This is a genomic window from Lutibacter maritimus, from assembly GCF_900116115.1.
Classification (GTDB): Bacteria; Bacteroidota; Bacteroidia; order Flavobacteriales; family Flavobacteriaceae; genus Lutibacter; species Lutibacter maritimus.
Map to the genome: position 1 here is coordinate 310,109 of NZ_FOZP01000003.1, position 14,444 is coordinate 324,552.

Below are 14,444 nucleotides of genomic sequence, written 5' to 3' on the forward strand. Positions count from 1 at the left end.
TTTTTTTAATTACTTAACAAGCTTAAATGTCCAATATCCTGCTCCATAATATAACACCAAAGTCATTGTATTTCCACCATCAGAAAAAGTAGCATCATAGGTAATTGAACCTGGAGCATTTGCTGGATCTGATAATTCGCCACCATTATATGGTTTTGGAATTCCTAAATATGCACCTGTTCCAATAACTGTTACAGTTCCTGCAGTTGCATCGTACGAATATGTTGCTAATGTAGAGCCATCATGAGGCGCCACAGGAGTACCACAACCTTCTGTTCCTTGCCAAGTTTCAATCCAAGTACTTCCACCTAATTCATTTTTAAATGAACCATTTGCTGAGAAAATATATTCGTCATCAAATAAACAAGCTCTTCCTGTTACATCATCTGCACTATTTCCCCACCAGTTTCCTGATCCGTAAGAGTCTCCAACCATAAAAGCATAAGCTTCAGGTGCCAATTTCCAGTTACCAACAACTGGAGGTACATCTCTAACAAGTTTAAACGTCCAAAAACCAGCGCCATAGTAAAGTGATAAAGTCATTGTATTGTCATTATCAGAAAGCACAACATCATATGTAATAGAATCTGGAGCATTTGAAGGTGAAGCTAACTCTCCACCATTGTAAGGTTTAGAAATTCCTAAATAAGCACCCTTTCCTGTAACGGTAAGTTTACCCGAAACTTCATCATAATAAAATGATGCTGCAGCAGAACCATTATGCGGAGCTACTGGAGTTCCACAACCTTCAGAAACTCCTTGCCAAGCTTCAACCCAAGTTGATCCATCCATAACGTTTTTAAAAGAACCATCATTTGCAAAAACATATTTGTCATCAAATAAACAAGCTCTTGCAGTTACGTCTCCTGCGCTATTTCCCCACCAATCACCAGAACCGTAAGTAGGTCCAACTTTAAAAGCATTTGCTTCAGGAGCTAATTTCCATGTTCCTGATAAAACTGATGGTGCAGATGGTGCTTTGTAGAAATAAATATTATCTACAAAAATAGATCCAGCTCCTACAAATTTAAATTGGTGAATATTATCTAATGCCAATCCTAAATCAGAAAAATATGATAAAGGAATATCAAAACTATTCCATTGGTCAGCTAAAAGAGTTAATGCAAAGAATTTTTCGTTTTCAGCAGCAATTCCAACTGGAAGTGGATAAAATTCAATAGTATTTGCAGTTGCAGACCAAACATCAATATGTAAAGTTTCCATTCCAGAAACGTTTTGAGCTGCACCAATTTGAATACCTTGGTAATTTAAATTACTGTATTGTAACATTGCATCGCCATTTAAACTAAATGCAGTGTAAATAGTGTTTTGCCACCAATATGGATTAAAATCACTACCTGCAACATTGGTATAAGAATCACTAAAAATAGAAATATAGTCAGTTGCCTGTCTTCCTGGTTGTGCTGGTGCAGATTTTATTGGTTGTAAAATTTCAGTTACTTCAAAATCTGTCACAACATATTCAGTTGTTGCAATTGCACCACCTTTTAATACTACTTTAATAGTATAAGTTCCAGGATTTGCATACGTGTAAGAAACTTTATCACCAACATTTGCTGTTAGCACTGTTTCAACTCCATTTTCAACAAAATATGCATCATAAAACATAGCAAATTTTGTGTCATTAGGAACCGTAACATTTACTTGTTTCGATTTTGCTGCATCATTCGCAATAATTGGATCAGTTCCAAACTCAGGCGCTTGAAATGATACAACTATTTCTTTAGCATATTCTGTTGTTAATCCTGTTATTCCTTTTGCTGCAATTCCTACTGTATAAGACCCTTCGGCATATACATGTGAGGCTTTTTTTCCAGCTTTAATAGTTGCAGAAGCTGATGTATCTCCAAAATTGATATCATAAGCTACGGCTCCTTCAGCGCTTGGTGCTATTGAGACTAATCCTGTATTATCTTGAGTAATTGTAAACAGCGCTTCAACATTTGTTGGAGCCACTGCTGACTTTGTAAAATCAAGATTATTCATTTCGTCATTTGAACAGCTCCAAAGTACTGCAATCAATAAGATTGCGTTTAAAATATATTTAAATACTTTCATAATTTTAATTTTTATTTAGTAGTTTGGATTTTGTACTAATTTGGTATTTTCCAATTCCTTATAAGGTATTGGGAAAATTTCATGTTTCCCAGAAACAAATCCTCTAGAAGCCAATTTAGCTTGTAATTTTCCATTTCTTCTTAAATCGAACCAACGGTGTCCTTCACCTGCTAATTCTAATCTTCTTTCAGCTAAAATATTATCCATACTTACAGGAATAGAAGGCAAACCAACTCTTGCTCTTACGGCATCTAATAATGCTTGTGCTCTTGTGCCAGTTCCGTTTAAAGCTTCTGCTTCTAATAGATACGTATCAGCCAATCTGATTACATAAGAATTTTGACGGTGATTTAACCACATATCCCCTGCTCCTGTGTGCTCTTCTGCAACAGTTGGAGCAAATTTATTTAAGAAGTATCCAGTATCTTGATACCCTGGAGAATATTGAATTTTACCTTGTTCTGATAATGCTTTTAAATCTAAAACAGTTGCTTCAAATCTAGGATCATTTTTAAGTAAATCATATAATTCAGGAATAATAGGATTAAAGCTCCATCCTGAAGAATATGCAGGAACATTATCATTTACATCTAAATCTACAAAACCTCTTGGCCCCACCATTGTACAAATCATGTTTCCTTCAGCATCATCGTTATAAGCATTTCCCCAACCAGCTAAACTTAAATTAGTATGAGTAACTTCTAAAATAGATTCTGTATTAAATTTATTATCAATTTGCCATAGGTCATTGAAATTAGCTAATAATTTATATCCATAAGGACTAGTAGCTCCTGGCGTACCATTTACAGCTGCAAATTGGGCTGCAGCTTCCGCTTTTTTACCTTGTTCTAAGTAAACTTTTCCTAAAACTGCTTGCGCAGCTCCTTTCGTAAATCTACCTAATTCATCAGAATTTAATGTAGTTGGTAATCCTGCAATTGCATCTAATAAGTCTATTTCAATTTGAGCATATACTTCTTCTGGTGTTGATTGAACAACATTATAAGTTTCTGCTGGATCTACCGGTGCTGTAAATAATGGAATGTTTTTAAATAAACGTACTAAATTAAAATGGTAGTAAGCTCTTAACGCTTTTGATTCTGCCATATATCTAGCTTTTAATGTTTCATCCATTGGCACATCTGGTAATTTCAAAATCATCATATTTGCTCTAAAAATACCTTTGTAATAATCACTCCAGAATGATGAAGGCATTTCAATTGCATTTAAAGTATAATTTGAAAAAGACTGGATTCCTGCTCCATCAGTAGAGTTACCTCCACCTGCATAATGGTCATCAGAACCTGCGTTCATCATAGTTACCATGTTTTCAAAACCTCCAGAGTTTTTTCTCATAAAATCATATTCTGCAACTAACCCCGCAAATGCTTCAGTTTCGTTTGCATAATAGTTTCCTGAAAGAAACTGTCCAGAAGGATCTACTTCCAAATAGTCTTCAGAACAAGAGAATATTGTCGCCAATAATGCTACTGCTAATATTGGTAACCTATATATTTTTAATTTCATAATTCTTTTCATTTTTATTAAAATTGTACGTTAACCCCCATCATAAATGATTGTGCTTGTGGGTAATACCCCTTATCAATTCCCATTACACTTCCTCCAATTTCAGGATCGTATCCTGTATAATTAGTTATTGTTAGTAAATTTTCTCCTGTTACATAGATTCTAAGTTTGGAAGCTCCAATTTTTTCAACTATGTTATTTGGTAATGAGTATCCTAATTGAACCGTTTTAAATCTTAAGAAATCACCATCTTCTAAATAGAAATCTGAGAACTTCCCAAAGTTACCATTTGGATCGTTATTTGTTAATCTTGGGTATGAATTAGTTGATCCTTCTCCAGTCCATCTTCCTAATGCAGATGTTTGGTGGTTTGCATTAGCTACATCTAGTCTTCTTAAACCTTGGAAAATTTTATTTCCAGCAACTCCTTGAGTAAATACCATAAAATCAAATCCTTTATAATCTAAGTTTAATGTTAAACCAAAAGTATATTTTGGTAATGGTGTTCCTAAGAATGCTTTATCTTCATCAGAAATTTCTCCATCTCCATTGTTATCCTTCCATTTAAAATCTCCAGGTACTGCATTTGGTTGAATTGGAGTTCCTGCATCATTTACATAAGAATTTACTTCATTTATGTTTTGGAAAACTCCATTGGTTTGGTAACCATAAAATGTGTTAATAGATTCTCCTATTTGAATTCTAGTAACCTCACCCATCGATTGAAATCCTGCACCTCCACCAATAAATTCTTTACCATCTCCTAAGTAGGTAACTTCATTTTTAATGTAAGATACGTTTCCATTAGCTTTAAAATTAAAGTCTCCAAAAGATTTTCTATAGCCAACTTCAAACTCTAATCCCGTGTTTTTCATATCAGCAACGTTTCCTAATGGACTTCCTGAAGCTCCAACATATCCTGGAATTTCAACAGGTCTTAAAATTCCATTAGTTTCTTTAATGAAATAATCAAAATTTACATCAATGTTTTCAAACAATCTTGCTTCAAAACCAATGTTTGTTTGTGCTGTCTCTTCCCATTTTAAATCTGGGTTATCTGGAGCATTCGGGCTATAACCTGTATAAATTACACCAGGATCTCCAAAAGTATAATTTCTACCACCTCCTACTAAAGCTAAATATCCAAAATCTCCAATGGCATCATTACCTGTTATACCATAACCACCTCTAATTTTCAATTTAGTAACAACATTATTTTCTGGCCAGAAAGCTTCTTTTGTAGCTACCCAACCTGCAGAAAATGAAGGGAAAATACCAAATTTATTATTAGTACCAAATCTTGAAGAACCATCACGACGAACAATACCTGTAAATAAATATTTTTCATCATAGTTATAGTTTAATCTAGAGAATAATGATATTACTTTATGCTCTGTTCCCGTCCAAGAATAACCAACTTTTTGATCATCTGTTACTGGAAAATTAAAACTAGCTTGATCTCTTGAAGTTACTGGTAAATCAAAATAAGTGATACCAACCCCACTAGAAATACCATCAACATATACACCTTGTCCTAATAAAACAGAGAAGTCATGTAATCCAAATACTTTTGAATATGATACCGTATTTTCTAAATTCCATCCAAAACCTTTACTTCTACTTCTAGATAAACGGTTTTGAGAATTTACACTTGTTGCTTGTAAATAATATTCAGGAGTAAATCCTTCATCTCCCCAATAAGACACTTTTCCACTTAATGATGATTTAAAAACTAAATTCTCTATAGGTGTAACATCAATATATACATTTCCAACAACATCATCTGACCAACCATAGTTTCCTATAGATCTTTGAATATCTGCTAAAGGGTTTGTCATTTCTTGTCCAACCCAAGTTGAAATTCCATAAGGATTTCCATTTTTATCTCTAAAAACTGGATTAGTACTATAAGGAGCTCCATTTGCAACAACAGGATCTGTTATAACTAAAGGTGTAATTGGATCTAAATTTATTGCAGAACTTAATGGTCCACCAAATTCTGAATTTGTTCCAATTCCCATTGATCTTTTATGAGCATATCCTAAAGTTTGACCTACTTTTATATAGTCAGAAATTTTGTGAGTAGAGTTTAATCTAATATTCTTTTTATTAAACTGTGAAACTTCAGACATTACAATTCCTTCTTGATCACTTAAACCAAATGAAGCATAAAATGTAGAAACATCATTACCTCCATTTAAATTAATTTCGTGTGAAGTTCTCATTGCACTGTCATTAAAAATAACATCTTGCCAATCTGTTCCTTGTCCAAGAGCTGCAATATTTGAGAAAACAATTGGTCCACCATCTGCAACAGATTTTTCATTCATTATCGCTCCATATTCAGCAGCATTTAATAATGATAATTTTTTTGAAGCTTGAGAAACACCAATAAAAGTGTTATAACTTACATTCACCTTTCCTTGCTTACCTTTTTTAGTTGTAATCAAAATCACCCCTGCAGCGGATCTTGCGCCGTAAATAGCCAATGAAGCAGCATCTTTCAGTACTTCAATAGATTGGATGTCTGATTGATTTAGGTAACCAATTCCTCCTGAGTCTACTACAACACCATCAATAACCCATAATGGATTATTATTTCCAAAAGTTGTAATACCACGTACTCTTACAGTTGACGAAGATCCAGGTTGTCCAGCATCTGCAGCAATTACTACCCCTGAAACTCTACCTTGAAGTGCTTGTTCAACTCTTTCTACTGGTAAACCTTCTAAGTCCTCTGCTTTTACACTGGAAATTGCACCAGTAACAACACTTTTCTTTTGAGTACCATAACCAACTACTACAACTTCATCTAAACTTTGAGTGTCTTCAGATAAAGTTACCTTCATAGGGTTACCATTAACTACTAATACTTCTTTAGTAGTAAATCCAATATAGGAGAAAACCAATGTTTCGCCTTTTTCAATGTTAGAAATTGTAAAATTTCCATCAAAGTCTGTAGAAGCACCTTTAGTTGTATTTTTAACAACTATAGTTACACCAGGTAATGGTGAACCATTTGTATCGACTACATTTCCTTTTACTTCATAGTTTTGTGAGTAAGTACATAACCCTACAAAACTGAGAAAAATTGATAATAAAAGTGATTTCATATATAAATGATTAATTAAGTTTTTATAAAGATACCCTGATTTTAAGCTTTTTCTTAAAATGATACCTATACAAAAAACATACATCTTGTAATTTAATAAATGTCAATTTAACATATAATTAAGATAATTTTGATCTTAAATTCAGTGTTTACAATAGTGCAGCGGCCATTTTAAGTCTTTATTATCATCACTATTTTTTTTTAATATTGTAACTACTAAAACCTTATAGTTAGCGTAATGTTGAGTTCATGTTGTGGTAAATTTTTTAACTGTAGTGGTAAATTTATATTTTTAAATACCTACAGCATAAATTTTCTTCTTATTTGGTAAAGGCATTAAGGATTATTTAACAAAACTTCTTAATTTTTTCAAAAAAAATGAGCTCAAATAGACTCCATTAAATTTACAACAATTTTCTATAAAATTATATTTAAAAAAATGATTTACAGTGATTTATACACATAAAATTATGAACAGTATTTATAATTTTGATACCATTTTCTTGCATAAAGAATAAGATAAACCTTAGTAAAAAATTTGGATTAAAAGATGAAAAAATACCATAAAAAAAAGAAGCATTGTGCTACAGTGCTTCTTTTTTTAATTAAATCAAGTATTATTACAGTATAAAAGTGAAAAGTTAATTTAATCTGTTTGAAAATTCCAAACTTGACCAATAGTTTGTCCTCCTTTATTGTCTTTAACAACCACTTTCCAATAATAAGTTGTTGAGGCACTCACATTTTTAGCAAGTGTTTTACCACTAATATTATCGGCAATTTTTGCTTGGGGTGGATTTACAGTATCTAAAAACACATCATACGTTAAAGTATCTGAACTATCAACATCAGAAGCATTCCAAGCTAACTCAACTGTAGGGGTTTGAATCAATAAATTTAAAGTTGGTTTTATCAGTTCCGGAGTGAAAGGTGCATAATTAGCTACACCTATACCATAGGTATAAAACTTATAACTTGGTGAAAAACTTCCAGCTAAACTTTTACTATCAATGGCTTTTACTCTCCAATAATACGCTATATTATTTTCAAGCGTAATTAAAGCACTTGTTGAACTTGTGTTAATATTTTGAATAATTTGAGCAAATTGATTATCCTTTGCTACTTGTATTTCATAACTTATTGCATCGTTGTTAGGATCTGTTGCAGCTGTCCATTCAAAAGTTACAACCTTATCGACACACAATGAATTATTAACAGGACTTGTTAACGATGGAGTGGAAGGTGCTTTGTTTAGATCTGGAGTTACTGGTGAGGGATCATCACCTCCTCCTCCGCAAGAAAATAATAAAATACTTACTATACTTAAAATAAAAATGTGTTTCATAAAATTTAATGTTTTATAATTTTAACATTAACAGGATTATTATCTAAATGAACTTTTGCCAAATAAATGCCATTTGAAATATTAGTTAAATCAATTGTTACTTTACCAAATTCCACTTTATATAATTTTGACAAAATTAATTGTGAACTGTAATTAAAAACTTCAATATAAACTTCATTTTCAGATGTTGGAATTCCTATTTCAAACAACCCGTGAGATGGATTTGGAAAAACCTCAACAGCTTTAAATAAATCAATAGATTTTGAATAAACTCCTTCACAAGCTACACTTGTTTTTACCTGAATTAAATCACCATTTATAACTGGAATTTCAAAGTTTTTTGACATTGTTTGGAATAGTAACTTTCCATTCACTTCAATATCAAAAGGTGCTGTTCCTTCTAATATTTCAATGGAAGCTAACTTGTTATCAATAGCAGATTTCCCTGAAACTGTTTTACCAGCAGGAATTACAATGGAGTAACACTGCTCAAAAGATTGTCCAACAACTGATATACAAAAATCATATGTACCAGGGCTTAAATTACCAAACTTTACTGTTGCGTTGCCTACAAAATTATGATTAACATTATTAATTGTAGTTTTGTAATTGTAATTAGCATTTCCTTTAATTACTATTTGTCCATTATTCATATTTGGACAAGTTTCTCCAACACTATTAATTTCAAAATTATCTTTTGGTAATATAAAACATCCGTTAGAATCAACTGTTGCACCTAAAGTTGTATTCGGGCACAAATCTAAGGTATCTGGCACTCCATCATTATCAGAATCTTTTTCTTGTAAAATAAACTCCATCCAGTTTAAATTAAAACCGCCAGTTAGAACTTTCATTCTTAATGTATGTTTTCCTTTAGGAATAATTAAATCTCCAGAAACTGTTTGCCAAGTTTGCCAATCACCTGTAACAGGAGTTGATATTGTTAATAAAGATGTTTCACCACCATTTTCATTTGCTAAAAACAAACCAATTTTTCCAGAATTATATGGACAAGCAACTCTAAAGTTTACTTTATAATTATTGTTATCTTTTGAGTAAATAATATAATCTGCATAATCATTTGTATCTGTATAACTAATGTTTTTACCTTCGCCAATATCAGTGGTATTTTCTGTTGAAAGACCAACCATTGTTGTATAATTTTCAGCTTCAATTTTTAAAGGTAAAACAGCAATTGTAGGCAGTGAATTTCTAATAACCAAATTTGAAAATGCAGCTAACTCTTTACCATCTACCGATTTTACTGAAGTTCCAGAATAACTAACTAATATATTATCTGAAAATAATAAACTTCTATTTGTAGTTAATTTTATTGTTTTTTCTTTTGAATTTATTGTAGTAATAGTTGAAATTGGCTCAACAACTCCATTAACATACATTGTAAAAAGCTCTTTTGAACCACTTAATGAACTTAATAAAACAGCATGATTTACTGAAATTTCAACTGATTTTTCATCAGAATTAGTTTGTCCATTTATGGCTTCAAAAGCTACAGACTCTACTGTTCCAGTTTTAACAAACTCAATACTACTCATGTTGTATTCAACCTCGTTATCAAACTGCAATTTTAATACTTGAGAACCTTGATTTAAAACAATATCAGGTATTTCAACAGTTTGAAAATTTGTCCAACCACCTGTAGAAGGAATTGTTTTTCCTTTAGTAATATCTTCTCCATTTACTGATAAATGAAAAACACCTCCACTATTTGGTGAGGCATATCTTACTTTTGCTTTGTATGCGGCAGATTCAGATACGTTTACCGTATAACTAACCCACTCACCTTTTTTAATATAGCCAATATGGTAACCATTACCATTTACTGGATCATTATTTTCACTAATATCTACACCATCATTTCTGTAAATCCAGCCAGAATTCCAAGCTTGAAAATCACCAGTTGAACCAGAATAATTAGCTACATCAGTATCGTAATATGCTTTACCATTTTTCCCTAAATCAAAATCTGACAAATAAACTACTCCAGGAATATTGTGTTTTTTATATGGCTTAGTAGCTTCTGTTTTTACTTGCCTAATCATAGCATCTGGCACATCTTTTTGGTGAAAACAATTGGAGCTATTTGAATTATTAGCCAATTCCATCATTGCACTATGTGCTTCTGCTTCTGTTGGTTTTGCACCTTCTCCTCTCCAATAACTTAATATTCTTTTATATCCATCAGTAAAGGGTATAGAATAAGGACCAACTATAGTTTCTATGCGTTTTAATGGCCACCAAGACCAACCAATATTATTATCTTCAAATAATTTGATAGCATCTGTAAACCAAACATTTGAGTTTTCACCAGCTTCACCCATCCATAAAGGAACATTTTGTTGTTCTCTTAAATTTAAAACCCATTGTATTGAACCTTGATCATTAAACGTCCAATATTTATGAAAACTATATACCATATTAGAATCCCAAGTTGGAGTTAATCCTGTAAAATTATTTGCCCAATCATGACCTTCTATAAAAATTATGTGCTTTGTATCTACCTCACGTATGGCGTTGGTAATTTGTATATAAAACTGCTTTAATTGTGGACCAGTTACGTGATCTCCATTTACTTCGTTAATTAAATCATAACCCCCAATCCAAGGTTCATCTTTATACCTTTCAGCTAATTTTCGCCACAGAGCAACTGTTTTATTTTTATTATCCTGACTTTGCCATAAAGATGGTTTGGTATTATCATAATCAGAAATTGCTGCATTTGTTCCTTGCCCACCTGGCGCTCCGTGTAAATCTAAAATTAAATACATATTGTTGGATTCGCACCAATCCAACAAATTATCAACCAAATCAAAACCCTTGGTTAACCAAGTATTTTCCCCTGAAACTGGTTCAGCTTCTATTGGTAATGTAAATAAATTATAATGCATTGGTAGTCTTACACTATTAAAACCCCATTTTGCTAAAGAGTCAATATCTTTTTTTGTTACATGATTTGCTAACCAAACGTCATAAAACTCGTTCGTTTTATCTTCACCCATTAACGCTATAAGTCTATTTTTAAATTCATGTTGCGTGTCTGCTACATCACTAGATTGCATCATGTAACCTTCTTGAAGCATCCAGCCACCCAAACCCATTCCGCGTAAAATGACTTCATTTCCATTTTGATCAACAATTTTTTTGCCTTGTGTTTTTAACCCTTGACTCCAACTAAATAAAGTTCCAAACATTAAGATTATTAGAAATATTTTATTTTTCATTTTATAGTATAAAGATTTTATAATTTCCGAAAATTTGTAATAGTCAAAATTAGCTTTGCTTTAATAATTGACAACACTTATAACTTGCATTTATCAAATAAACATTAAAGCCAAATAACTATACAAAATAACATAAAATATCTTAAAAAAATTAAGAATATAACACATTAAAAACTCGCTTTACAGTTTTTATAAACTCATCAAATACTTTCACTAAAAGAGAAAAAATTCTTATAAATCCTTTATTTTCAATATTTTTATTAAATTCACGGAAAATTATTATTTCATCATTAATGAAAAACGTATTACGCATTATATCTTTCATTTTAATAATATTTCAACAGGTGAATTCACAAAGTGTGAAACCTAATATTTTACGAAACACTCCTTTAAAAGAACATTTTGATTCTAACGATTACAAAGGTGGAATTCAAAACTGGGCTTTCGACCAAACTAGTGACGGCATTTTATACATTGCAAATAATGAAGGTCTTTTAGAATTTGACGGAAGAGAATGGAATAAATATGAGGTTCCACTTGCTACAAGATTAAGAGCACTAAAAGTAGATAGCCAAGATAGAATTTTTGTTGGAGGCCAAGGACAAATTGGGTATTTCACCAAAACAAAAAACGATTTAGTATTTACATCTTTATTAAAATATCTACCAAAAAATAAACAAGATATTGCCGAAACTTGGAAAATACTTGAACTTAACGGAAAAATAATATTTAATACAGAAAGTGAATTATTTGTTTTTGAAAACAACAATTTAAAAGCAATGACTTTACCAGGCTATATGCGCTATGCATTTAATATTGAAAATAAGGTTTTTGCTCAATTTTATGGAAAAGGCCTATATGAGTTTATAAATAATGAGTTTATACCTATTAAAGGTACCGAAATTGGATATGACATTATTGCTATTTTACCAACTAACAAGGGATATTACTGTTTAACCAGAGAAGGAGAAATGAAATTGTTAGATAATAAAGGTTATACTCCTATTGACCTAAAAGTAAACCTTGGAACAGTTAATGCTGCCATAAAATTAACTTCTGGTGAATATGTTGTTGGAACCCAAAGCAATGGAATTTTTATTTTTAATTCAAACTTTACGCTTAAAAATCATTTAACTAAAAAAGAAGGATTATCTGACAGAACTGTAAAATCTTTATATGAAGATGCGTTTCATAATTTATGGGTAGGACTAAACAATGGAATTGATTACCTAAAAATAAATTTACCATTTTCATTAATCAATGAAGAAGTTGGCATTGAAGGTACGGGATATGCTGCCATAAGACATGATAACGAAATATATCTTGGCACAAACACTGGTGTCTTCATCCAAAAAAAGGAGAAAAATAACTTAGATGGATATCCTTTTACAATAATAACAGGAAGCGAAGGGCAAGTTTACAATTTCTCTGAGGTTGAAAATAAACTTATTTTAAACCACGATCGTGGTGCATTTGAATTAAAAGGTAAAAATCTTACGCAAATTCAAGACATTGGAAGTTGGAAATTTATGAATACCAAAATACCAAATTTAGTAGTTGGTGGTGATTATAGAGGAATTTCCATTTTTAATAAAAATAATGACAATTGGTCAGTTGTTCAAAGAGTTGAAAAATTAGAAGAACAATCTTCAAGAATTATGGAATTTGAAAATGATTCAACGCTGTGGATGACACATGTTTCTAAAGGAGCTTTTAGAATTGAATTCAATTCAAACTTAACTATTCAAAAAAACACCCAAAAATTTGGTAAAAAAGATGGACTACCTTCTAATATTATGATAGATGTTTATTCGTTGAATAACAATTTAGTTTTTACAACAGAAAAAGGTATTTACGATTTTAACTCAAACACTCGTACTTTCAGTCCTAATTTACATTTTAAGAAATGGCTTGGAACCGGATATGTAAGTACTATGGTTTCTAATGAGAATAATGCTATTTATTATATTCAGAACAAAAAATTTGGAAATTTAGTTCAAAAAGGGTTTGGTACTTTTGAAAATAAAACCCATATTTTTAAACACATTAATAAATTTATAAGTGATGATTTAGCAAATATTACAATACTTGATGAAAACAATGTACTTATTGGTGCTAAAGAAGGTTTTATTAATTATACACCTAATAAAAAACCATTTATAAATGAAAATTTCCATGTATTACTCAGAAAGGTTGAAACGCAAACTTCCATTGATTCTATTAATACCTATAATCCTGCTTATACAGATCAAATTGAAATTACCGAAAAACATTCCATAAAATTTCATTATGCAGCGCCTTATTTTGACGGATTTGAAGATTTAAAATACAGCTATAGACTTGTACCGTTAGATGAACAATGGTCTAAATGGTCAAGCTTAGGAGAAAAAGAATTTACACATTTACCTTTTGGAAAGTATACTTTAGAAATAAAGGCTAAAAATATTTATGAAATAGAAAGTAATGTGTCTACCTTTTCTTTTGAAGTTTTAACTCCTTGGTATTTTACAAATTGGGCTAAAATGTCTTATTTAATTTTAGCAATCATTTTTTTGTTTTTAATTCCTATTATTCAACAAAAAAAATATAGAAAAGAAAAATCTATTATTTACAAGAATAAAGATGAAGAAATAAAAATAAAAGATAAAGAAATAAATAAATTAGAAAATGAAAAGTTAAAAACAGAAATTAATCTTAAGAACGATCAGTTAACAACAATCACTATGCATTTAGTTAAAAACAACGATTTTATTCAGGATGTTCAAAACAAAATTATTTCATCTTTAGATCAAACTGATTCGAAAAAAGAATTAAAGAAAATAATTAAAACCATTGACAGTGAGCTTTCAAACAACGACTCATGGGATCAATTCGCATACCATTTTGATCAAGTTCATGGTAATTATTTAAAAAAACTTTCTGAAAATAACATAAAACTTTCACCACGAGAAATTAAACTAGCAGCATTTTTAAGAATGAACATGAGTTCTAAAGAAATCTCCAAAATGCTTAATATTACATCACGCGGAGTAGAACTTGCCCGATATAGACTACGAAAAAAATTAAAGCTAAAAAGAGCGCAAAATTTAGTTGAGTATTTAATTGATTTAGATAACTCTTAGTTCTTTCAGTTTGTATT

The 14,444-nt window shown here is 31.0% G+C and carries 7 protein-coding genes; 1 reads left to right on the plus strand and 6 read right to left on the minus strand.

Annotated features, from left to right (window positions below; genetic code table 11):
- Positions 1–9: 9 nt before the first annotated feature.
- From BM335_RS06870 to BM335_RS15720, 6 genes are all read right to left on the minus strand, one after another.
- A complete protein-coding gene (locus BM335_RS06870) occupies positions 10–2,079 on the minus strand; it encodes a hypothetical protein (RefSeq protein ID WP_090224658.1) in 2,070 nt (689 codons plus the stop codon).
- A 15-nt stretch (positions 2,080–2,094) separates the two neighbouring features.
- Positions 2,095–3,606: a RagB/SusD family nutrient uptake outer membrane protein gene (locus BM335_RS06875; protein ID WP_090224867.1), complete on the minus strand. Its 1,512-nt coding sequence runs from the start codon at positions 3,604–3,606 to the stop codon at positions 2,095–2,097.
- A 17-nt stretch (positions 3,607–3,623) separates the two neighbouring features.
- Positions 3,624–6,719 (minus strand): SusC/RagA family TonB-linked outer membrane protein, encoded by a 3,096-nt coding sequence (locus BM335_RS06880; protein ID WP_090224660.1) that lies wholly within the window; start codon positions 6,717–6,719, stop codon positions 3,624–3,626.
- 645 nt (positions 6,720–7,364) lie between these two features.
- Positions 7,365–8,063, minus strand: a complete 699-nt coding sequence (locus BM335_RS06885) for a SusE domain-containing protein (protein ID WP_090224662.1) — start codon at positions 8,061–8,063, stop codon at positions 7,365–7,367.
- A 5-nt stretch (positions 8,064–8,068) separates the two neighbouring features.
- On the minus strand, positions 8,069–11,305 hold the full coding sequence (locus BM335_RS06890) for a carbohydrate-binding protein (RefSeq protein WP_090224664.1): 3,237 nt from the start codon (positions 11,303–11,305) through the stop codon (positions 8,069–8,071).
- Between the two features lie 151 nt (positions 11,306–11,456).
- The gene (locus tag BM335_RS15720) at positions 11,457–11,630 is read right to left on the minus strand and encodes a hypothetical protein (protein ID WP_177219172.1); all 174 of its coding nucleotides are present in this window, start codon (positions 11,628–11,630) and stop codon (positions 11,457–11,459) included.
- Between the two features lie 34 nt (positions 11,631–11,664).
- Here BM335_RS15720 and BM335_RS06895 point away from each other — a divergent pair, with 34 nt between their 5' ends.
- Positions 11,665–14,427: a triple tyrosine motif-containing protein gene (locus BM335_RS06895; RefSeq protein WP_218157809.1), complete on the plus strand. Its 2,763-nt coding sequence runs from the start codon at positions 11,665–11,667 to the stop codon at positions 14,425–14,427.
- Positions 14,428–14,444: the final 17 nt, after the last annotated feature.

What these genes read in the sequence shown, in the direction of transcription:
- BM335_RS06870 (WP_090224658.1), bottom strand. Translation starts at nt 2,079, where the DNA reads ATGAAAGTATTTAAATATATTTTAAACGCAATCTTATTGATTGCAGTA.
- BM335_RS06885 (WP_090224662.1), bottom strand. Translation starts at nt 8,063, where the DNA reads ATGAAACACATTTTTATTTTAAGTATAGTAAGTATTTTATTATTTTCT.
- BM335_RS15720 (WP_177219172.1), bottom strand. Translation starts at nt 11,630, where the DNA reads ATGAAAGATATAATGCGTAATACGTTTTTCATTAATGATGAAATAATA.
- BM335_RS06875 (WP_090224867.1), bottom strand. Translation starts at nt 3,606, where the DNA reads ATGAAATTAAAAATATATAGGTTACCAATATTAGCAGTAGCATTATTG.
- BM335_RS06890 (WP_090224664.1), bottom strand. Translation starts at nt 11,305, where the DNA reads ATGAAAAATAAAATATTTCTAATAATCTTAATGTTTGGAACTTTATTT.
- BM335_RS06880 (WP_090224660.1), bottom strand. Translation starts at nt 6,719, where the DNA reads ATGAAATCACTTTTATTATCAATTTTTCTCAGTTTTGTAGGGTTATGT.